Here is a 20,157-nt window from a genome sequence, read left to right on the forward strand (position 1 = left end):
AGGCTTGACCGGCAATTGCCCACAAAGGACGTTAGTCGATGGGAGCAGGTCCGGATTGTGTGTATATGTCCGGGTTTGCGAGGGGTCGTGAGTGTTTTTGGTCGTTAGAACGACCTAAAACACTCACGACCCCTCGGAGTGGTCCCCTGGCGCAAGCCGCGGCGAAGGGGCTTCTGCGTGCTTGAGGCTCATCGGCCTCGAAGTTGGTCGGCTAAACGCGGCGCGCGGTCGAGCCCCGGACGACGAGTTCAGGGGCGAACAGGAGTTCCTCGGCCGCCACCTCGCCGCCGTTTATGCGTTTGACCAGCAGTTCGACCACGGCGCGGCCCATCGCCTCGATCGGCTGGCGGGTGGTGGTGAGCGGCGGATCGGTGCAGTTCATCAGGGCGGAATCGTCGTAGCCGACCACCGAGATGTCCTCGGGGACGGACAGTCCCTGCCGCCGGGCCGCGCGGATCGCGCCCAGGGCCAGGAGGTCGCTCGCGCACAGCACGGCGGTCGCGCCGCGCGGGTACAGCCGGGCCGCGGCCGCGTGCCCGCCTTCGATGGAGAACATGCCGTGTTCGACGAGTTCGTCCAGGACCGGGAGGCCGAGTTTGCCCGCGTAAGCGCGGAAAGCCTCGAGTTTGCGCTGGGACGGGACGTGGTCGTTCGGGCCGAGGACGAGGCCGATCTTCTCGTGCCCGAGCGAGCTCAGATGCCCGACGACCTGCTCGACGGCGACCGCGTCGTCGCACGAGATCTGCGGCAGCCCGAGGTGGTCGACGGCGGCGTTGATCAGCACCGTCGGCAGGCGGCGCTCGGCGAGATGGTGGTAGTGGGAGTGCACCGCGTCGGCCTGGGCGTAGAGCCCGCCGGCGAACACGACCCCGGAGACCTGCTGCTGCAACAGCAGTTCGACGTACTCCGCTTCGGAGACGCCGCCCGCGGTGCGCGTGCACAGCACCGGGGTGAAACCCTGCTGGGCCAGCGCGTTGCCCATGATCTCGGCGAGCGCGGGGAAGATGGGGTTCTGCAGTTCGGGAAGGACCAGCCCGACCAGGCGGGCACGATCCCCGCGCAGCTGGGTCGGCCGCTCGTAGCCCATCACGTCCAGCGCGGTGAGGACGGCGGCCCGGGTGCTCGCGGAGACCCCGGACCGGCCGTTGAGCACCCGGCTGACCGTGGCTTCACTGACCCCGACCTTGCGGGCGACTTCGGCAAGACGACGCGTCATGGCTGAAACATTACCGCAAGCGAGCGCAAAAACTAGACACTCTTGATCGGTGCGGTCGCGCGGAAATCACGCGAGGAAGGAACGAGGGCGGCGGCTGCCGGAGCGGCGAAGCAGACGACCGCGCACGCCGCCAGCACCGGCGCCGCCCCGAACCGGTCGATCGCGGGCGCGATGAGCGCGAGCCCGGCGGGGGCGAGGCCGTAGGAGAACAGGAAGTCCAAAGAGGACACTCGGGCGAGCTTCCCCGGTTCGACCTCCCGCTGGGTCGCGGTGAACCAGGGGACGTTGAACAGTTCGATGCCCAGCCCGGCGACGGCGTAGGCGGCGACGACGAAGGCCGGGTGCACCGGGAACAGCAGGCTCAGTGGCGCGAAACCGTAGCAGCCGAGCCCCGCCAGCGCCGTCCAGCCTTGCCGCCTCGGGCGCCAGCGCGCGATGACGACGGCGCCCGCGAGCGCGCCGAGCGTGTACGCGGTGAGCCCGGCGGCCAGTACCGTTTCGCTGTCGTAGCGGTCGCGGCTGACCAGCGGCAGCACCACGCCGGTGGCGGAATAGCCGGTCGCGACGACGGCGGTCAGCGCGCCGAGCCCGGCCAGGAACCACGGATGGCGCCGGGCTTCGCGGAGACCGTCGGCGAACTCGCCGAAGAAGCGGGTCCCGGCGGCGGCCGGGGCGGGCGTGAAAGTGCCTCGCGGCGGGATCAGCGCCGCGCCCAGCCACAGCACGCCGGTCCCGATCACCAGAGCCGACGTCGAGGCGAACTGGGAGAGCAGGGCGGTGAGCCCCGGCGCGACCAAAGTCGTGACCCGGACGGCGAGGGTCATCGCGGCATTGGCCTGCTGGCGCCGGTCTTCGGCGATCACCTCGGCCGTCAGCGCCTGGAACGCCGGGCGGCACGCGCCCTGCCCGACGCCGACGACGGCGGCCGCGGTGGCCATCAGCAGGACCGATCGGCCCATCCCGGTGGCGATCAGCGGAGTGGCGAGACCGGCGATCAAACCTGCCCAGAGCACGACCCCGCGGCGGGAATGCCGGTCGGCAAGTACACCGGCCACCGGGACGGCCACGAGGAATCCCGCCGTCCGCGCGGCGAGCACGATGCCGAGGTCCACAGCCGAAAGCGACCGTTGCAGCACCGCCAATCCGAGGATGAACGGCAGGGCCCAGGTCGCCAGCCCGGAGGCGGTGTTCCCGGTCCAGAGCCGGAGGAACGACAGGCTGCGGAGCACCGGGCCGACGATATCAAGGAGAGACAACGGGCCCGTTCGCGCTCTACTCTGCCTCCGTGCGCACGCCGACCCCGACCCGAGGCCCGGCCCGGCGCCTCCGCGGCGGGGCCGTGGGGGTGCTGACCGGCACCTTGGCGACCGGTGCCCACGTCGGGACCAGCGGCCGCGTCCCGGATCTCGGGGTCGTCGTGCTGCTCGTCGCCCTGCTGAGCTGGGTGGCGTACGCGTTCGCCGGACGCCGCCGCGGCCCGCTCGCGATCCTCGGCCTGGTGGCGGGCGGGCAGCTGGCGATGCACGCCTGCCTGACCTTCCTGACCTGGCAGTCGCACGCCCATCACACCGAATCCCCGGGCAACGGCCTGGCCATGGCCGCCGGGCACGCCGCCGCGACCCTCGTGGTGGCGATGGTGCTCGCGGGCGCCGAGCACGTCATGTACGCGCTCACGACGCTCATCGCTTCGGTCCTTCCCCGGCGGTTGACCCCGCGGCCGGCGACCGCGCCGCTGCGGATCCACGTCCCGCTCGCGGTGGAGTTCCCCGCGACCGAGGCACTCCTGCGGGACGTGCTCTCGCGGCGCGGCCCGCCGGTGACGTCCGCCTGATCCCCGAAACCCTGCCGAGGCCCGTGTCGCGGCAGGGCTCAGCACGCGTGCCGTGACCACCCCGGCGCGCGGCGCAGGCGCACGCCTCCCCATCGACGCCTCAGGAGTTCCCCCCATGGCAACGCGAATCGAATCGACCACGAGCCCACCGCGCGCGACCGGCTGGCGCGGACTGTTCCTCCGCTTCCACTTCTACGCCGGCGTTCTCGTCGGACCGTTCATCCTCATCGCCGCACTCAGCGGCGTTCTCTACGCGGCGACACCGCAGATGGAGTCCTGGATCTACTCCGACCAGCTTCGCGCCCCCGTCGGGCTGAGCCAGGCTTCACTCGCGGATCAGGTCAAGGCGGCTCAAGCGGCCCATCCCGGCGGCGACCTGGTCGCCGTCCGGCCTGCTCCCGAGCCGGGCGACACGACTCGCGTGCTGTTCGCCGAGGAGGGACTCGGCGAATCCGAACGGCGCGCGGTGTTCGTCGATCCGGCCACCGCGCAGGTGCGCGGGGACCTCGTCGCGTACGGATCGAGCGGCGCCTTGCCCTTCCGGACCACGCTCGACCAGTTGCACCGCAACCTGCTGCTCGGCGAGCCGGGGCGGCTCTACAGCGAACTCGCCGCGTCCTGGCTGTGGGCGGTCGCGCTCGGCGGTCTCGTGCTGTGGGTGAGCCGCCGTCGTGCCCGCCGGGCCGAGAAGACGGAGTCCGCGCGCGGGAAGTCGGTACGCCGTCACGGATCCCTCGGCCTGTGGGTGCTGCTCGGCGCGTTGTTCCTCTCCGCGACCGGGCTGACGTGGTCGGCGTACGCGGGCGAGAACGTCTCAGCGTTGCGTGAATCCCTCGGCTGGGAGACCCCGGCGTTGAAGGTGACCGGCGGCGACGAGCATGCCGGACACGCCGGTCACGGCGAAGCCCCCGCCGCACCGGCGCCCGCGAAACCCGAGAGCGTGGACGCGATGCTGGCCTCCGCCCGCGCGGCCGGGATCGACGCCGCCTCGGTGGAGATCGGGCTGCCCACGAAACCCGGCGCTCCTTGGCAGGTGGCGGAAGTCGAGCGCGGCTGGCCGACCCAGGTCGACGCCGTCGCGGTCGACGGGACCACCGGGCAGATCCTGGGCGAGGTGCGCTTCGCCGACTACCCGCCGATGGCGAAGCTCGCCCGCTGGGGGATCGACGCGCATATGGGCGTGCTGTTCGGCTGGCCCAACCAGCTCGTGCTGCTCGCGCTGGGCGCCGGTCTGATCACGCTGGTCGTGCTCGGCTACCGGATGTGGTGGCGGCGCAGGCCGACCCGCGCGACCGGGCTGACCTTCGGACGGCCCATCCCGCGCGGCCAGTGGCGCAAGGCGCCGCCCTGGCTGGTGGCAGGTCTCCTCGTCCTGGCCGCCGTGCTCGGCTGGTTCGTACCGCTGCTCGGCATCAGCCTGCTGGCGTTCCTGGTGATCGATCTGCTGCTGGGCCTGCGATCCCGCGGCCGGTCCACAGCGGACTCGACCGACGTCACGGTGTGAGTTCCGCGCTCGCCGCCCGCAGCCGGGCGGCGAGCGCGGTCTATCAGGGAATCGAGCGCGCCACCGGGCCGGACTCCGCGTTCGTCTTCCCGTCGCGAGGCCGGGCGGGGTTCTGACCGTCCGCGCCGAGGTCCTCGGTCGGCACGTGGTGCGTCTCGCGCGCGGTGAGCGCGGCCGCGGCGCTGATCAGGCACACCGCGGCGGTGAAGACGGCGACGCCGAGCCAGTCGCCCTTCCCCGTGCCGATCGCGGCCACCACACTCGGGGCGAATCCGGCGATCGCGAACCCGATCTGGGTGCCGATCGCCATCCCCGAAAGCCGGACCCTGGCGCTGAACATCTCACCGTAGAACGACGGCCACACCCCGTTGACGGCGCTGTAGGCCACGCCGAACAGCAGGATGCCGACGACGAAGATCAGCGGATACGAACCGTCCGAAATGGACCACAGGTACGGGAAGATCAGTGCCGCGCAGGCGAGACAGCCCGCGATGAACACGGGTTTGCGGCCGACCCGGTCGGAAAGCCCGGCCAGGAACGGGATCGTGAGCAGTGCGACGACGTTGGCCAGTACGCCGACCCACAGGATCGGCCCGCGGTCCAGCCCGATCGTGTTGACCGCGTAGCTCAGCGCGTACACGGTGAAGATCGTGCTGACCGAGGCGATGGTGGCCGCGACGACGACGCGGAGCAAGTCCTTCCAGTGCGTCCTGAACAGCACGGCGACCGGCAGTTTGGCGACGTCGGACCGGTTCTGTTGGAACACCGGGGTCTCGTCGATCTTGCGGCGGATCACGAAACCGACGACCACCACGGCGGCGCTGCACCAGAACGGGATCCGCCAGCCCCAGGTGAGCAACTGGTCCTGCGGGAGTGCGGCGATCGGCAGGAAGACCGCGGTGGCGAGGATCTGTCCGGCCTGGGTGCCGCTGAGAGTGAAGCTCGTGTAGTAGCCGCGCCGGTGTGACGGCGCGTGTTCCAGTGACATCGAGTTGGCGCCCGCCTGTTCGCCGGCGGCCGAAAGTCCTTGCAGCAGGCGGAGAATCACCAGCAGGACCGGCGCGAGCACACCGACCGAAGCATATGTCGGCAGGCAGCCGACCAGGAACGTCGTCACGCCCATCAGCACCAGCGTGAACACCAGGACCTTCTTGCGGCCCAGCCGGTCGCCGACGTGCCCGAGCACGAACGCGCCGACCGGCCGGGCGAGATAGCCGACGCCGAAGGTCGCCAGCGCGAGGAGCGTGCCGGTGGCGGGGGAGGGAAGAAGACCTTGTTGAACACCAGCGCGGCGGCGGTTCCGTAGATGAAGAAGTCGTAGTACTCCAGGGCACTGCCGATCCAGGCGGCCGATGCGGCCTTGCGGGGCATGCCTTGCGTGACAGGGGAGGGAGAGGCCACGTCGACGCTCCAAGGGGACGGACAACAATGTACGATCTAGTTAGTTAATACAGCCTGCGAGACGGTGCCCTGGTTGTCAAGAGGCGGGATTTCAGGCGGTCAGGTACTCGATCACCAGGTCGCCCAGCATCAGGCGATAGTGGGCGCGGCGCGCGGGGTCGAGCATGTCCCGGCCGAAGATCGCGGAGAAGGTGTGCCGGTTCGCGAGGCGGAACACGCAGAACGAGCTGATCACCATGTGCACGTCGAGAGCGTCGACGTCTTCGCGGAACCGGCCGGCCTCACGACCGCGGTCGAGGATGCGGGAGAGTACGTCGAGAGCCGGGTTCGCCATACCGGACAAGGCTTCCGAGCGCGCGATGTGCTCGCCGTGGTGGATGTTCTCGATACTCACGAGACGGATGAAGTCCGGGTTCGCCTCGTGGTGGTCGAAGGTGAGCTCCGCGAGCTGGCGGATCGCGTCCTCGGGTTCGAGGTGGTCGACGTCCAGATCCTGTTCGAGCGCGCGGATGGTCGCGTACGCCCGCTCGAGCGCGGCGACGTAGAGCTGCTCCTTGCCGCCGAAGTAGTAGTAGATCATCCGCTTCGTGGTGCTCGTGCGAGCGGCGATCTCGTCCACCCTCGCGCCGGCGTAGCCCTTGTCCGCGAACTCCCTGGTGGCCACCGCGAGGATCTCGGCGCGGGTGCGTTCCTTGTCGCGCTGGCGCTCGACCTCGGACGACGGTGCGGCCACCTGACTCCCTTCGAACCGCTGGTGGAAGGCCTCACTGTAGCGCAGCCCTTCTCGCGCCGACCGGCCCGCGCTACAGTGAACTCACTAGTTCGTACATTAAGGGAGGATCTTGGTGAGCGGCTACCTCATCGGCCTGGCCGGCACCGGCATCGGGCCGTCGCTGAGCCCGGCGCTGCACGAACGGGAAGCCGACGAACTCGGGTTGCGCTATCTCTACCGGCGCCTCGACCTCGACGTGCTGAGGCTGCCGATCGGCGAGGTGCTGGCCGCCGCCCGGATCGCGGGCTTCGACGGGCTCAACATCACACATCCGGTGAAACAACAGGTGTTGCCGTATCTCGACGAGGTGGCACCCGACGCCGCGGCGCTCGGCGCGGTGAACACGGTGGTGTTCCGCGAAGGGCTCGCGACCGGGCACAACACGGACGCGACCGGTTTCGCCCGCAACCTCACCCAAGGGCTGCCGGACGCCGACATGGACACCGTCGTCCTCCTCGGCGCGGGCGGGGCGGGCGCGGCGGTGGCCCACGCCCTGCTTTCCCTGGGCACCGGGCGGCTGATCGTGCACGACGTCGACGCCACGCGTGCCGGAACGCTGGTCTCCGCGCTGCGACGGCGTTTCGGTGACGACCGGGCCCTTTCCGGTTCCCTTGACGACCTCCGCGATGCCGACGGCCTCGTCCACGCCACGCCGACCGGGATGGCCGCGTACCCGGGGTCACCGGTTCCCGCCGAGTCGCTGCGCGAGGACATGTGGGTGGCCGACATCGTGTACCGGCCGCTGGAGACCACGCTGCTCAAGCAGGCGCGCGAGCGGGGCTGCCGGACGCTGCACGGCGGCGGGATGGTGGTGTTCCAGGCGGCGGACTCGTTCCGCCTGTTCACCGGCGTGGAGCCGGACGCAGACCGGATGCTCCGGCATTTCGAAGCGCTGGAAGGAAAACCCGCCCATGCCCGGTGACACCGCCATCGCGACCGTCTGCCTTTCCGGCACGCTTGAGGACAAACTCGCCGCGGCCGCCGCGGCGGGTTTCCACGGTGTCGAGATCTTCGAGAACGATCTGATCGCGTCGAGGAGGTCGCCGTCGGAGATCCGGCGGCTCTGCGCCGATCTCGGGCTCACGATCGACCTTTACCAGCCGTTCCGCGATTTCGAGGCGGTGCCGCCGGATCTGCTCCGGTCGAATCTCCGCCGGGCGCGCCGGAAGTTCGACCTCATGGCCGAACTCGGGGCGGACACCGTCCTGGTCTGTTCCTCGGTCTCGCCGGACGCCGTCGACGACGACGATCTCGCCGCCGCCCAGCTTCGGGAACTGGCCGAACTGGCGGGGGAACGCGGGATCCGCGTCGCCTACGAAGCGCTCGCGTGGGGCCGGTTCGTGAACACCTACGAGCACGCGTGGCGCATCGTGCGGCGGGCCGATCACCCGGCGTTGGGCGTCTGTCTCGACAGCTTCCACATCCTGTCCCGGCGCAGCGATCCCCGCGCGATCCGGACGATCCCGGGGGAGAAGATCTTCTTCCTGCAACTGGCCGACGCGCCGTTGCTGGACATGGACGTGCTGCACTGGAGCAGGCACCACCGGCTCTTCCCCGGGCAAGGCGCGTTCGACCTGACCGCGTTCACCGGGCACGTGCTGGCGGCCGGCTATCGAGGTCCGCTGTCGTTGGAGGTTTTCAACGACGTCTTCCGGCAGGCGGACCCGCGGCCCGCGGCCGTCGACGCCATGCGATCGCTGGTGGCCTTGCGTGAATCCGTTGGCGTGCTTGAGGTTCCTGAAGCTCCTCGGCTGGGCGGGCACGCCTTCGCGGAACTCGCCGTGCCGGGAGCCGTGCTCGCGGGCCTCGGCTTCGCGCATGTCGGGACACATCGCTCGAAACCGGTCCAGCTGTGGCAACAGGGGTCCGCGCGCCTGCTGGTGAACGAAGCCGCCGCGGACGGCACGATCAGCGCGCTCGGCCTGACCAGCGCGGATCCGGCCGGTTCGGCGCGGCGTGCGGAAACGTTGCTCGCCCCCGTGCTGCCCCGCGAGCACGGCCCCGCCGAGGCGGACCTTTCCGCCATCGCCGCGCCGGACGGTACCGAGATCTTCTTCTGTGACGGCGATGAATGGCTCCAGGACTTCGTGCCGACCGGGGCGGCGCCGTCCGGGGCGGGGATCACCGGCATCGACCACATCGCCTTGACCCAGCCGTTCGACCATTTCGACGAGGCGACGCTGTTCTACCGTTCGGTGCTGGGCCTGCGGCCCGAACCGGTGGCCGAGTTCGCGGCACCGTTCGGGCTCGTGCGCAGCCGGGCGGTCGGTGACGGGGACGTCCGGCTGACGCTGGACAGCGCGCTGGTGAGGCGAGGGGAGTGGGCACCGGGAGTGCCTTCGCCGCAACACATCGCGCTCGCTTGCGATGACGCTCTTGCCGTCGCGCGTGCCCTGCGGGAGGGCGGGGCGCCGCTGCTGGAGATCCCCGGGAACTACTACGACGACCTCGAAGCGCGGTTCGATCTGCCCTTCGCCGCGGAGCTGCGGGAGAACTCGGTGCTGTACGACCGTGACGAGCACGGTGAATTCCTGCACTTCTGCACCGAGCTGGCCGGGTCCCGGGTCTTTTTCGAGGTGGTGCAACGGATCGGCGGGTATCGCGGCTACGGGGTCGTCAACACGCCGGTGTCCATGACCGCGCATCGGGAGCGGCGTCTCAGCCTTGCGCGCTGAGCTGGGTGTGCCGGCCGAGGCGGAGCGCTGAGACGAGGAAGAAGATCCCGCCGAGTACGGCGTATCCGGCCAGGTTGCGCAGTGATGCGTCCGGCTGGGTGGCTTGCAGGACGAAAGCGGTGCCGGCGACGGTCGAGATGGCCCCGCTGGCGATCATCGCCCACTGGCCGCCCAGTTTGCGGCGGCCGATGCCGACGGCGAGCTGGACGAGGCCGGACACGACCGCCCAGGCACCCCACACGCGCAGCACCGCCGGGATGCCGGACGCGGAGGCGAACGCGAGGCCGATTCCGGCGATCGCGCTGATCGCGATGTTCACGTACAGGCCTGTCGTGTCCTTTGACGAACGAAGGTCGATGACGGCGGCGACCACGTCGAACAGCGGGTACAGCACCAGTAGCGCGACACTGACCGGCCCGAGCCTCGACGCGCTCGTGAACAGCAGGCCCGCCCACACGAGGGCGAAGCCGAAACGAACGAAGTACAAGCGCCGGAGGTTGGCGGTTTGGCTGGTCACGGGAGCTCCTTGAAGATGGTGAGGAGAACGTTCGGTCTACCGCGACTCTGGCAGTGCGGCGCGGCGGCGTCAAGACCGAACGTTCTATCCCGTAAGATGGCCGTAATGGTCAAAGGTCAAGCTTCCGAAGCGCGTACAAGGTTGCTCACCACGGCGACGAGGCTCTTCTACACGGAGGGCATCCACGCCGTGGGCATCGATCGGATCGTCGCCGAGGCCAAGGTGACCCGCGCGACCCTCTACCGGCATTTCCCGGGAAAGGACGATCTGATCGTCTACTACCTGCAGGAAGCCGACCAGGCGATCCGTGGGCAGCTCGATGCCATCGTCGCCAAGGGGGCGCCGGCGCCCGACACACTGCGGGCGATCGCCGCGAACATCACGGAGGGCATCCGGTCACCCGGCTTCCGCGGTTGCGCCTTTCTCAACGCCGCGTCGGAGTATCCGGACCCGGCCCACCCCGTGCACCAAGCCGTCCTCGCTCATCGCCACTGGTTCGCGGGGGTGATCACCGATGTGCTGGCGCACTTGGGAAACGCGCGGGCCGAGGTCGCGGCCCGGCGCTTCGTGCTTTTGCGGGACGGCGCGATGGCCACCGGATGCCTGACCGATCCCGCGCCGGTCTGTGAAACCTTCCTCGAGGGAGTCGAAGACCTGTTGCGGCTTCACGTCACGTCAAGGGGCAATGGTTGAGCAGAAATGCCCGATTCGACCACTTGCGGGGGTCGTGAGTGATTTGGGTGGTTCTAACCCTCATTGTCACTCACGACCGAGCGCGGAACCGGGCGTCTGACATCAACCGGGTACTCGATCGGCATGAGATGTCCCTTGTGGACACTCGGGGCCGGTCAGCCCGCTCAGCTCGGCGGCTGCGGAGGCTGCTGTGCCGGAGGCGTGGGCTGCTGACCCTGCGGGGCGTAGCCCGGCTGCGCGGGCGGGTAGCCCGCCTGGGCGGCCATCGGGTAGCCGGCCTGCGGCGCGAAGCCCTGCTGCTGCCGCGAAGAACGACCGCTCTTGACGACCGCGATCGCGACCAGCAGCCACGAGAGCAGCGAGGCGATGTCGAACACCATGCCCACCGCGAGGTAGATCCAGCGGATGGAGTCGATGGAGAGGTCGCCGGACTCGCTCCAGTCCGGCACGTTCAACGCCAGGAACTGCCACGCGATCGCCAGCACCGTCGTGACGAGCATGACCGCGAAAGCGGCCACCATCAGGCCGGAGACTCCCCGGGCGCGTCCTTTGACCGAGACGATCAGGCCGAGTAGGCCCACCGCGAGTTGCAGTACCAGAGGGATGGTCTCGATGCTCGCGAACGATAAGGGGGACATGCCTGCCTTCCACAGCTCTCCGCCGGACGTCCGGCCACGTCGAGGATCCTATGCGGTGAAGACCTCGCGTGTGGTCAGAACCCGATGGGCAGTCCCGCGTAGTTCTCCGCGAGCCCGGCCCGGCCCGCCTCGCTCCGTGCCAGCCACTGCAGCTGCGAAAGCTGCAACTGCCGGTCGAACGGGTCGTCCGAGCGGTGCAGCATCGTCGTCATCCACCACGAGAAATGCGTACACCGCCAGACCCGGCGCAGCGCGGTGCCGGAGTAGGCGTCGGCGAGCGTGAAGTCCTTGTCCCGCACCAAAGCGGCCAGCGCGGGGGCGAGGAGGGCGACGTCGGCGACGGCGAGGTTGAGGCCCTTGGCGCCGGTGGGCGGCACGATGTGGGCGGCGTCGCCGGCGAGGAAGAGACGGCCGTGCCGCATGGGCTGCTGCACGAAACTGCGCATGGGCAGCACGCTCTTGTCGGTGATCGGCCCTGGAGTGAGGGTCCAGCCGTCCTGGCCGTGGCCGAGCCGGGTCGCGAGCGCCTCCCAGATCCGCTCGTCGGACCAGGTGCCGATGTCGGTGCCGTTGGGCACCTGCAGGTACAGCCGGCTGACGGTGGCCGAACGCATCGAGTGCATGGCGAAACCGTCGGGATGCCACGCGTAGATGAGCTCGTCGGTCGACGGGGCGACGTCGGCGAGGACGCCGAGCCACGAGTACGGATACGTGCGCTCCCAAGTCTGCTTCGCGGCGTCGGGGATCGCGGTGCGGCAAGGCCCGAAGGAGCCGTCGCAGCCGACGACGGCGTCGGCGTCCAGCCGCTGTTGTACGCCGTCCGCGTCGGTGAAGGTGACATAGGGCCGGTCGGTCTCGATGTCGTGCACGGCGGTGCCGGTGACCTCGTAGTGGATCTGTTGCCCGGCCGCCGCACGCGCCTTGCCGAGGTCCTTCGTCACCTCGGTCTGGCCGTACACGGTGACGCTTCGCCCGACCAGGTCCACGAAGTCGAGATGGTGCCGCTCCTCCGGCCACTGCAGGTAGATACCGCGGTGCTCGTCGCCCTCGCGGTCGAGCCGGTCGCCGAGACCGGTCTCGCGGAGAAGGTCCACTGTGGACTGTTCGAGGATGCCTGCCCGGATCCGCGCCTCGACGTACTCACGCGAACGGGTCTCCACGACCACCGATTCGACCCCCGCCAGATCGAGCAGATGCGACAGGAGGAGTCCGGCCGGGCCGGCGCCGACGATGGCGACTGGGGTACGCATGACCGGAGTCTGGTCGCGTGACCGCCGAACGCCTAGCGCTCGCTTCCACTCAGTGAAACCCGCAGGCTCCGGCCGATCCCGGCGGCCGCGACCTGGAGCGCGGAGATCAGCCGCGCCCGGCCCCGGCTCAGATCCGGGACGACCAGGCCGAGCGCCGCGACGACGTCCCCACCGGAGGGCCGGATCGGGACGGCGACCGAGCAGGCGCCCCGGCTCATCTCCTCGACGGTCTGCGCGTAGCCCTCCCGGCGGACGCGTCGCAACTGTTCGCGCAGGCGCCCGGGCTGGGTGATGGTGTACGGCGTGACACGGGTGAGCGAGGCGAGCACCCGACGCTGGACGTCCTCCGGTGCCCAGGCCAGCAGGACCTTCCCGACCCCGGTGGCATGCAGTGGCAGCCGCCCGCCGATCCGGCTGACGACCGGCACGGACGCGTTCCCGGACAGCCGGTCGAGGTAGAGCACCTGGTCACCGTCGCGCTCGCCGAGATGCACGGTGGCGCCGGTCGCGCCGTAGAGGTCCTGGAGGAACGGAGCGGCGACCTGCCGTAGTTCGAACTGGACGGGCGCGAGCAGCCCGAGGTCCCACAGCCGCCTGCCCACGGCGTACCGCTCTTCGCGCCGTTCCAGCGCGCCCAGACCGACGAGATCGCGGGCGAGCCGGTGCGCGGTGGCCAGGGGAAGGCCGGCGCGGCTCGCGAGTTCGGTCAGCGACAGCTCGCGGTGGTCGACGTCGAAGGCGCCGAGCAGCGCGAACGCCCGCGAGACGACACCGGCGCCGGGCGTGGACAGATTGCCGGGCATGCGCCCCATGTTCTCACTGAGTGGAAGTCAGGGCGAGCCCGAGCCACAGACCGGCGACGGCGAGCACGATGGACGCCGGCACGGTCAGCAGCCCGAGCCTGGTGAACTCGCCCAGATCGGGCCGGGTGTCGTGCCGGTGCAGGATCCGCCGCCACAGCAGCGTGGCCAGCGAGCCGACGTAGGTGAGGTTGGGGCCGAGGTTGACCCCGATCAGCACCGCCAGCACCACCGGTGTCCCGCCCGCGGTGGCCAGCGGCAGCAGCACGAGTACCGCGGGCAGGTTGTTGATCAGGTTGGCGAGCACGGCCGCCACCGCGGCGGCACCGAGCAGGGCGAGGAACGAGGTCGACGTCGGCACCAGGTGGCCGAGAGCCTCGTCCAGTCCGTTGTCGACCACGGCGCGGACCACGATCGCCAGCGCGAGTACGAAAGCGACGAAGGGGATGCTCGCCGAGCGGACGATCGCGGCGGGGGAGGTCCGCCGCTGCGCGAGGGCGCGGCAGGCCAGGACGGCGGCTCCGGCGAACGCGGCCCACGCGGGGCTGACGTCCATCAGCGAGGTGATCACGAAACCGGCCAGCGTCAGGCCGAGCACGACCAGGACGAACGCCGGGACCTTCCCGGTCGCGACCACTTTCCCGCCACGCGGCCGGGCCGCCAGATCGGCGGCGAAGAACCGGCGGAACACCAAGTATTCGGTGAGGACCGCCGCGAGCCAGGGCAAGGTCATCAGCGCGGTGAACCGCAGGAACGAGATCCCGGTCGCGGCGACGGCGAGCAGATTGGTCAGATTCGACACCGGCAGCAGCAGCGAGGCGGAGTTCGCGAGATGCGTGCAGGCGTAGGCGTGCGGTTTGGCCCGCGCGCCCATCCGCGCGGCGGTGGCGAACACGACGGGGGTCAGCAGCACGACGGTGGCGTCCAGGCTGAGCACCACGGTGACCGCCGCCGCGACCGCGAACACCGCGGGCAGCAGCCGTCGCGGTTTCCCCCGGCTGAACCGCGCCATGAGCGTTCCCGCCGCTTGGAACAGCCCTTCGTCGTCGCACAGTTTGGCCAGGACGAGCACCGCGGCGAGGAAGCCGACGACCGGCGCGAGCCTGGTGACCTCGTCGAGGGCGTCGGGAAGTGAGATCGCCCCGGCCGCCAGCACGATCGCGGCGGCGGGGACGGCGGCGACCGCCTCCGGCAGGCCGCGTGGCCGGATCACCGCGAAGGCCAGGACGATCAGCAGGAGCGCGATGGACACCATCTCGCCGGGAATACCGGTCAGCGTGAGCCTCCTCGGGGTGGAGCCGACCTCGGCAATCTAGGCTGGGGCTGGTGCGTGAGACGAACTGGGCGGGCAATCGGACCTTCACCGCGGAGCGGATCCTCCGCCCGCGCGATCTCGACGAGGTCCGAGAAGCGGTCTCCCGAGCGGCCGCGGTCAAGGCTCTCGGCAGCAGGCACTGTTTCAACGACATCGCGGACTGTCCGGGTGGTGTCCTGCTCGACTTGTCCGCGCTCGGCACGGAGGTCGTCCTCGACCCGGAATCGGCGACGGTCACGGTGCCCGCAGCGGCCCGCTACGGCGACATCGCGGTGCAGGTGCACGCGGCCGGTTTCGCGTTGGCCAACCTCGCTTCGCTGCCTCATTGCACCGTGGCGGGCACTGTCGCGACGGCGACGCACGGCTCCGGGCGGCGTAACCAGAGCCTCGCGTCGGCGGTGTCCGGGTTGGAGCTCGTCACCGCGGACGGTGAGGTGAAGACGTACACCCGGCACGACGGGGTCGTGGTCGGGCTCGGCGCGCTGGGTGTGGTGACGCGGCTGACCCTCGACCTGGTGCCGTCCTTCGACCTCCGGCAGGACGTCTTCGACGGCCTGCCCTGGGAGTCGGTGTACGACCATTTCGACGAGATCCAGGACGCGGGTTACAGCGTCAGCCTGTTCACGAACTGGGCCCGCGACGAGGTCGACCAGGTCTGGGTCAAGGGGCCGGGGCGGCCGGGTGCGGACTTCTTCGGCGCGAAGGCGGCGGACGGGCCGCGGCATCCGGCCCACGCGGCGGGCATCCCGGCGGACAACTGCACGCGGCAGCTCGGGGTGCCGGGCCCGTGGCACGAACGGATCCCGCATTTCCGCCTGGATTTCACGCCCAGCATCGGGAACGAACTCCAGACCGAGTACTTCGTGCCCCTCCGGCACGCCGTCGCGGCGATGGAGGCGATGCGCGCCATCGGGGACCGGCTGGCACCCGCGCTGCTCACCTCGGAGATCCGCACGGTCGCGGGGGACGAGCTGTGGCTCAGCCCGTTCCACGGCGGCGACCGGATGGCACTGCATTTCACCTGGCTGCCGGACGAGGACGCGGTCCGGGCGCTGCTGCCCGTGATGGAGGACCGGCTGGCGCCGTTCGACGTCCGGCCGCATTGGGGGAAGCTCTTCCACCGGGCGGCGGAGTACCCGAAGCTGGCGGATTTCCGGGCGCTGGCCACCGAACTGGACCCGGACGGCAAGTTCCGGAGCCCGTTCGTCCGGCGGCACGTGTTCGGCGAGCGCTAGGCCGTGTCCTGCAAGTCTTGTTCGATGGGCTTCGTGATTCAGGCGGCCCCTGGCGGCACGGACGGATGCGGCCGAGTACGACCCGGTACGAGGCCGATCCGCCCGCACCGCCAGGAACCACCTGGATCACGAAGCCCATCGAACAGACTTACAGGACACGGCCTAGTCCGACTGCGACCAAGCGGCGACGGGCAGTGCGAGATACACGCCGACGTCGTCGATGCCGGTCGCGGACTCGATGCTCGTGCGCAGCAGGTCCACCCGCTCCTGGCGGTTGTCCGCCCGGCTCGGGAACCACTTCGACCGGACCTCGACGAGGAGGTCGAGTCCGAAGCGGTCGAACGGACCCGGGGTGCGGAAGCGCAGTTCCACGTCGCCCGGCTGGAGGTCGCCGTCGTAGGGCTCCTCGGGACATTCCACCGCGAGGGACACGAGATGCGGCAGGACCGAGCCGAGTTCGCGCAGGGTGGTTTCGGGAAGATGGGGCGCGTAGGTGATTTCCACGAGTGGCACGAACAACAGCCTAGGACAGGCGAAACTGCTATCGTGGCGGTAGTTGCTTGCTCGCGCGGGAAGATCCCCGGCTGCTGCACTGGAGCCGCACGTTTCTCCCGAGGAGCTGCCATGTCTCTTCCCCTTGCCCGTCGTATGGACGGTGTCACCAGTTCTCCCGTGCGCGACCTGCTCGCGCTCACCGCCCGTCCGGGCGTGATCTCGTTCGCCGGCGGCATACCCGCGCCGGAACTGTTCGATGTGGACGGCCTCCGTGCCGCCTTCGACCGGGCACTCGCGGACGGCGCTGCCCAGCGCGCGTTGCAGTATTCGCCCACCGAAGGGAATCCGCGGCTGCGTGAGCTGCTCGCGCAGCGGCTGTCCGGCCGCGGGCTGCCGACCACTGTGGACGATCTCCTGATCACCACGGGTTCGCAGCAGGGTCTGCAACTGCTGAGCACCGCGTTGCTCGACCCCGGCGCCACCGTGCTGGTGGAAGAACCGGTGTATCTCTCGGCGCTACAGTGCTTCCAGCTCGCGGAGGCGCGCATCGTCCCCGTCCCCGGTGACGAGGAAGGGATCGACCCGGCGGCGCTGGACGAGATCGCGGCCAGGGAACGGCCTTCGCTGCTGTATCTGGTCCCGACGTTCTCGAATCCGTCCGGGCGCACGGTCAGCCCGGCGCGCCGGCGTGCGCTCGCGGAAGTGATCGCGCGCCACGGGTTCTGGCTCGTCGAGGACGACCCGTACCACGAGCTCCGGTATCGCGGCGAACGCGAGGAACCGCTGTCGGCCCGTCCGGAACTCGCCGGGCGCACGATCTACCTCGGCACCTTCTCGAAGGTGATTTCCCCGGGAATGCGCCTGGGCTGGTTCCGGGCGCCGGGTGAGCTCCTGCGGCGGGTCACGATCCTCAAGCAGGCGACCGATCTGCACACCTCGACCATCGATCAGGCGGCCGCGGCAGAGTATCTGGCCGCCGCGGATCTCGACGCGCACGTGCGGCGGCTGTGCGCGACCTACCGCGTGCGCCGTGACGCGATGATGGCCGAACTGCCCGCGATCACCCCGCCCGGAACGACCTGGACCGACCCGGACGGCGGGATGTTCGTCTGGGTCACCCTTCCCGGCGGCGCGGACACGGACCGGTTGCTGCCCGAGGCGTTGCGTCACGACGTCGCTTACGTGCCGGGCTCGGCGTTCCAGGTGGGGGAGCCGGACCGGTCGGCGTTGCGGCTGTCGTTCGCCTCGCACGGGGCGGAGACGATCGCCGAAGGGCTGCGGCGGTTGGGCAAGGTCTTGTCGCGATGATCGCCGGGGCGTGGGCAAAGGCGTAACTCGCGTGATCAGGCACGTAACTCGCGTGATCAGAGGGACGACACGCGTGATCAGCGGGACGACACGCTGTGTCGTCCAAGCGGTCACGTGTGTCGTCCGTCTGATCACGCGTGCCGTCCGAGCGGTCACGGCCAGCTCGGCCGCTCTCAGAGAAGTTGCCGTGCCCATTCGGTGATCGCGGCGGCTGTCTTCGCCGGTTGGTCCTCGGCCGTGTAGGCGTAGCTGTCGGGAATGGTCTTCAGCGGCGCGTCCAGTCGCTCAGCGAACCGCCGGGCGTGGGGGAGCGGGAACACGCGGTCCTCGGCGGCCCAGGCGAGCAGGATCGGCTTGGCGAAGCGGTCGGTGAGGCGGGCCGCCGCCTCGCGGGTGTACCGCGCGGACACGCTGCCGATGGCCTTGCGGCCGTCGTGGCGGATCGCCGGATCGGTCAGCACCGGGCCGATGAAACTCTCCATGGCCCGGGCCTCGATCGGGTACTTGGCCAGCCAGCCGTAAGTGTTGCGCCAGCGCCAGGTGCGGCGGATCCGCAGTGCCTGGTAGAGCGCCCGATAGGTCGCCGGATGGGCGGCCGTCGTCTTGAGGAGTCCGAAGCCGCCAGGGTCGGGCGGCCAGGAGCACTCCGGGGTTTCGCAGCTGTTGAGCACCAGGCGCGCGATCCGGTCGGGGTACGTCGTGGCGGCGATCTGGCTGTAGGCGCCGCCGGAATCGTTGCCGATCAGCGTGACGTCGGTCAGATCGAGCGCTTCGAGGAACTGCGCGATCACGGCGGCCATCCCCGGCGGGGTCAGGTCGGCGTCCCGCCGCATCGGGACGAGGTGCCCGCCGAGCGGCCAGTCCGGGGTGACACAGCGGAAAGCGGGGGAGAGCAGCGGGACGAGCGCTCGCCAGAGATTCGCGTTCACGAGGTAGCCGTGGACGAAGACGAGCACCGGCCCCGTCCCGGTCTCGTGGTAGCGCACGGTCCCCGAGGGGAGTTCCGCCTCCTTCACGGCGCCGAGCCGGGGATCGCGCCAGCTGGTACCTGCCCAGTTCGTCATGCCCGCCGCCTTTCGCCGGAGACTTCTTGTAATCATTGCAAGAACTGTAGCGTGGTTCTTGCAACGGTTACAAGAACCGTTAAGCTCAGGGGGTGGACCCGCGCAAGGAACGGACCATCGCCGCGCTCCTGCGCGCCGCGGACGAGGTCTTTCGAGAACGCCCCGTCGACGACGTCACCGTCGAGGAGATCGCCGAACGGGCGAACGTCGCGGTCGGCTCGCTCTACAACCACTTCGGCTCGAAGGCTGGTTTGCACGCGGCAGTGGTGGAGCGCGCGCTCCAGGCCGACCGCGAGTACATGGATCGTGCGTATGTCCCCGGCCGCACGCCGATCGAGCAGCTCTACGCCGCGGCCGACGAGTATCTGGCGTTCTATCTGGCCAACCCCGACTACTTCCGGATGCTGGCGTTCCCGCGCGAGCCCGGCGGCTACGCGGCGGGCCACGAACTCGCCGAGCGGCTCGCCCGGTCGGTCGCCGAGCAGAACGCGCGACTCGTGCGCGCCCTGCGGGAAGGCGTTGAGGCGGGCGACTTACGGGACATCGACGCCGAGGAGGCCGCCACTGTGCTGTGGGCGGCGTGGAACGGCGTCATCAGTCTCGGCTGGCGGCCGGATGCCTTGCGGCGTGACGAAAAGCAGCTTCGCCGGCTGCTCACCGTGGCCACGGAGATCGCCGCGAAAGGCCTGCTCGTGCGTTAGTCGGCCTGTGGGTCCCAGGTCAGCAGCCGGACCTTGCTGACGGTCTGGACGTGCTGTCGCATCGCGTTCGCCGCCGCCTTCGGCGCGCCTGCCCGGATGGCCTCGGCGATCCTCTGGTGCTGGCTCAGCGAACGCCACGGCCTGCCGGGCTGCCGCAGCGACTCGTTCCGGCTTTCCGCGATCTGCGTGTCGATCGAACGCATGAACTCGGCGAGGAGGGCGTTCTTCGCGGCCGCGGTGATCGCTTCGTGGAACCGGCGGTCGCCTTCGGCGCCGTGCCCGCCGTCCTCGATCTCGGACTTCATGAACGCCAGCGCCGCGTCGATGGCGGCGAGGTCCTCGTCGGATCGCCGCAGCGCCGCCAGTTCCGCCAGCTTGGTCTCCATCGCTTCCCGTGCTTCGAGCACTTCCGGAAGCCGGCTGCGACGGGCGACGAGTTCGTCGACCGGTTCGACGTCGAGGTGGTCGTTGCGCAGGTAGGTGCCCCCGCCGTGGCGGGACTCGAGCAGACCCTGCACTTCGAGCACGACGATCGCCTGCTTGATCGACGCACGGCTGACCCCGAGCCGCTCGGCGAGATCGCGTTCGCTGGGGAGCTTGTCTCCCGCGTGCAGGCCGGACTCCTCGACGTGCGCCTTGATCCGCTCGACGACCTGCTCGTAGAGCTTCGCCCGGTTCAACCGGCTCAACGCCTCCGGCACTCGGTCCCCTCCCGTGACTGGACAAGTGGCTCAGCCAATTT

General features: G+C 70.0%; 19 protein-coding genes and 1 pseudogene. 8 read left to right on the plus strand and 12 right to left on the minus strand.

The annotated features are described in order from the left end of the window. Positions 1 to 211: 211 nt before the first annotated feature. Together AORI_RS58500 and AORI_RS58505 are read right to left on the minus strand one after the other, a co-directional pair. A complete protein-coding gene (locus AORI_RS58500) occupies positions 212 to 1,216 on the minus strand; it encodes a LacI family DNA-binding transcriptional regulator (protein WP_016333858.1) in 1,005 nt (334 codons plus the stop codon). Positions 1,217 to 1,248: 32 nt separating this feature from the next. After that, positions 1,249 to 2,445 (minus strand): MFS transporter, encoded by a 1,197-nt coding sequence (locus AORI_RS58505; RefSeq protein WP_016333859.1) that lies wholly within the window; start codon positions 2,443 to 2,445, stop codon positions 1,249 to 1,251. Between the two features lie 56 nt (positions 2,446 to 2,501). Between AORI_RS58505 and AORI_RS58510 the strand changes: the two genes are divergently transcribed. Both AORI_RS58510 and AORI_RS58515 read left to right on the plus strand, forming a co-directional pair. Then, positions 2,502 to 3,047, plus strand: coding sequence for a hypothetical protein (locus AORI_RS58510; RefSeq protein ID WP_228688372.1), 546 nt, complete (start codon positions 2,502 to 2,504; stop codon positions 3,045 to 3,047). Positions 3,048 to 3,162: 115 nt separating this feature from the next. Further along, a complete protein-coding gene (locus AORI_RS58515; protein WP_016333861.1) occupies positions 3,163 to 4,551 on the plus strand; it encodes a PepSY-associated TM helix domain-containing protein in 1,389 nt (462 codons plus the stop codon). A 43-nt stretch (positions 4,552 to 4,594) separates the two neighbouring features. On the opposite strand, the pseudogene AORI_RS82195 reads toward AORI_RS58515, so the two are convergent. Together AORI_RS82195 and AORI_RS58525 are read right to left on the minus strand one after the other, a co-directional pair. After that, positions 4,595 to 5,922: pseudogene (locus AORI_RS82195) on the minus strand (MFS transporter). A gap of 121 nt (positions 5,923 to 6,043) precedes the next feature. Continuing rightward, positions 6,044 to 6,685: a TetR/AcrR family transcriptional regulator gene (locus AORI_RS58525; RefSeq protein ID WP_016333863.1), complete on the minus strand. Its 642-nt coding sequence runs from the start codon at positions 6,683 to 6,685 to the stop codon at positions 6,044 to 6,046. A gap of 112 nt (positions 6,686 to 6,797) precedes the next feature. On the opposite strand from AORI_RS58525, the gene AORI_RS58530 reads away from it, so the two are divergent. Together AORI_RS58530 and AORI_RS58535 are read left to right on the plus strand one after the other, a co-directional pair. Next, positions 6,798 to 7,646: a shikimate dehydrogenase gene (locus AORI_RS58530; RefSeq protein ID WP_016333864.1), complete on the plus strand. Its 849-nt coding sequence runs from the start codon at positions 6,798 to 6,800 to the stop codon at positions 7,644 to 7,646. Continuing rightward, positions 7,636 to 9,399 carry a bifunctional sugar phosphate isomerase/epimerase/4-hydroxyphenylpyruvate dioxygenase family protein gene (locus tag AORI_RS58535; protein ID WP_016333865.1) on the plus strand — a complete coding sequence of 588 codons (1,764 nt, stop codon included), beginning with the start codon at positions 7,636 to 7,638 and terminating at the stop codon, positions 9,397 to 9,399. The genes AORI_RS58530 and AORI_RS58535 overlap by 11 nt, the downstream gene beginning before the upstream one ends. Here the strand turns inward: AORI_RS58535 and AORI_RS58540 are convergent. Beyond that, the gene (locus AORI_RS58540; RefSeq protein WP_016333866.1) at positions 9,383 to 9,916 is read right to left on the minus strand and encodes a hypothetical protein; all 534 of its coding nucleotides are present in this window, start codon (positions 9,914 to 9,916) and stop codon (positions 9,383 to 9,385) included. The two genes, AORI_RS58535 and AORI_RS58540, sit on opposite strands and share 17 nt — an antisense overlap. Positions 9,917 to 10,021: 105 nt before the next feature. Between AORI_RS58540 and AORI_RS58545 the strand changes: the two genes are divergently transcribed. Continuing rightward, complete coding sequence (locus AORI_RS58545) at positions 10,022 to 10,609, plus strand: TetR/AcrR family transcriptional regulator (RefSeq protein WP_016333867.1); 588 nt, start codon at positions 10,022 to 10,024, stop codon at positions 10,607 to 10,609. A 164-nt stretch (positions 10,610 to 10,773) separates the two neighbouring features. On the opposite strand, the gene AORI_RS58550 is transcribed toward AORI_RS58545, so the two are convergent. The 4 genes from AORI_RS58550 to AORI_RS58565 all read right to left on the minus strand — a co-directional run bounded on the left by AORI_RS58550 (position 10,774) and on the right by AORI_RS58565 (position 14,552). Beyond that, positions 10,774 to 11,247: a hypothetical protein gene (locus tag AORI_RS58550; RefSeq protein WP_016333868.1), complete on the minus strand. Its 474-nt coding sequence runs from the start codon at positions 11,245 to 11,247 to the stop codon at positions 10,774 to 10,776. 74 nt (positions 11,248 to 11,321) lie between these two features. Then, positions 11,322 to 12,497 carry a 4-hydroxybenzoate 3-monooxygenase gene (locus AORI_RS58555; protein ID WP_016333869.1) on the minus strand — a complete coding sequence of 392 codons (1,176 nt, stop codon included), beginning with the start codon at positions 12,495 to 12,497 and terminating at the stop codon, positions 11,322 to 11,324. 32 nt (positions 12,498 to 12,529) lie between these two features. After that, positions 12,530 to 13,300 carry an IclR family transcriptional regulator gene (locus AORI_RS58560; protein ID WP_016333870.1) on the minus strand — a complete coding sequence of 257 codons (771 nt, stop codon included), beginning with the start codon at positions 13,298 to 13,300 and terminating at the stop codon, positions 12,530 to 12,532. Between the two features lie 13 nt (positions 13,301 to 13,313). Further along, positions 13,314 to 14,552 (minus strand): SLC13 family permease, encoded by a 1,239-nt coding sequence (locus AORI_RS58565; protein ID WP_016333871.1) that lies wholly within the window; start codon positions 14,550 to 14,552, stop codon positions 13,314 to 13,316. Positions 14,553 to 14,623: 71 nt separating this feature from the next. Between AORI_RS58565 and AORI_RS58570 the strand changes: the two genes are divergently transcribed. Beyond that, complete coding sequence (locus tag AORI_RS58570; protein ID WP_016333872.1) at positions 14,624 to 15,847, plus strand: FAD-binding protein; 1,224 nt, start codon at positions 14,624 to 14,626, stop codon at positions 15,845 to 15,847. 162 nt (positions 15,848 to 16,009) lie between these two features. Here AORI_RS58570 and AORI_RS58575 read toward each other — a convergent pair whose 3' ends face one another. Further along, positions 16,010 to 16,360, minus strand: a complete 351-nt coding sequence (locus AORI_RS58575) for a hypothetical protein (protein WP_043848804.1) — start codon at positions 16,358 to 16,360, stop codon at positions 16,010 to 16,012. Between the two features lie 111 nt (positions 16,361 to 16,471). Between AORI_RS58575 and AORI_RS58580 the strand changes: the two genes are divergently transcribed. Beyond that, a complete protein-coding gene (locus AORI_RS58580; protein WP_046199787.1) occupies positions 16,472 to 17,650 on the plus strand; it encodes an aminotransferase-like domain-containing protein in 1,179 nt (392 codons plus the stop codon). A 173-nt stretch (positions 17,651 to 17,823) separates the two neighbouring features. Here AORI_RS58580 and AORI_RS58585 read toward each other — a convergent pair whose 3' ends face one another. Beyond that, entirely contained in the window at positions 17,824 to 18,714 is an 891-nt protein-coding gene (locus tag AORI_RS58585) for an alpha/beta fold hydrolase (protein WP_016333875.1), read from the minus strand. A gap of 92 nt (positions 18,715 to 18,806) precedes the next feature. On the opposite strand from AORI_RS58585, the gene AORI_RS58590 reads away from it, so the two are divergent. Next, complete coding sequence (locus AORI_RS58590; RefSeq protein WP_016333876.1) at positions 18,807 to 19,415, plus strand: TetR/AcrR family transcriptional regulator; 609 nt, start codon at positions 18,807 to 18,809, stop codon at positions 19,413 to 19,415. Here the strand turns inward: AORI_RS58590 and AORI_RS58595 are convergent. After that, positions 19,412 to 20,116, minus strand: coding sequence for a FadR/GntR family transcriptional regulator (locus AORI_RS58595; protein WP_016333877.1), 705 nt, complete (start codon positions 20,114 to 20,116; stop codon positions 19,412 to 19,414). The two genes, AORI_RS58590 and AORI_RS58595, sit on opposite strands and share 4 nt — an antisense overlap. Positions 20,117 to 20,157 lie beyond the last annotated feature (41 nt).

This window comes from Amycolatopsis keratiniphila, assembly GCF_000400635.2.
GTDB lineage: Bacteria > Actinomycetota > Actinomycetes > Mycobacteriales > Pseudonocardiaceae > Amycolatopsis > Amycolatopsis keratiniphila.

Excerpts from the sequence above, each read along its gene's own strand:
- AORI_RS58500 (WP_016333858.1), bottom strand. The coding sequence starts at position 1,216 with ATGACGCGTCGTCTTGCCGAAGTCGCCCGCAAGGTCGGGGTCAGTGAA.
- AORI_RS58515 (WP_016333861.1), top strand. The coding sequence starts at position 3,163 with ATGGCAACGCGAATCGAATCGACCACGAGCCCACCGCGCGCGACCGGC.
- AORI_RS58535 (WP_016333865.1), top strand. The coding sequence starts at position 7,636 with ATGCCCGGTGACACCGCCATCGCGACCGTCTGCCTTTCCGGCACGCTT.
- AORI_RS58545 (WP_016333867.1), top strand. The coding sequence starts at position 10,022 with ATGGTCAAAGGTCAAGCTTCCGAAGCGCGTACAAGGTTGCTCACCACG.
- AORI_RS58550 (WP_016333868.1), bottom strand. The coding sequence starts at position 11,247 with ATGTCCCCCTTATCGTTCGCGAGCATCGAGACCATCCCTCTGGTACTG.
- AORI_RS58555 (WP_016333869.1), bottom strand. The coding sequence starts at position 12,497 with ATGCGTACCCCAGTCGCCATCGTCGGCGCCGGCCCGGCCGGACTCCTC.
- AORI_RS58560 (WP_016333870.1), bottom strand. The coding sequence starts at position 13,300 with ATGCCCGGCAATCTGTCCACGCCCGGCGCCGGTGTCGTCTCGCGGGCG.
- AORI_RS58565 (WP_016333871.1), bottom strand. The coding sequence starts at position 14,552 with ATGGTGTCCATCGCGCTCCTGCTGATCGTCCTGGCCTTCGCGGTGATC.
- AORI_RS58580 (WP_046199787.1), top strand. The coding sequence starts at position 16,472 with ATGTCTCTTCCCCTTGCCCGTCGTATGGACGGTGTCACCAGTTCTCCC.
- AORI_RS58585 (WP_016333875.1), bottom strand. The coding sequence starts at position 18,714 with ATGACGAACTGGGCAGGTACCAGCTGGCGCGATCCCCGGCTCGGCGCC.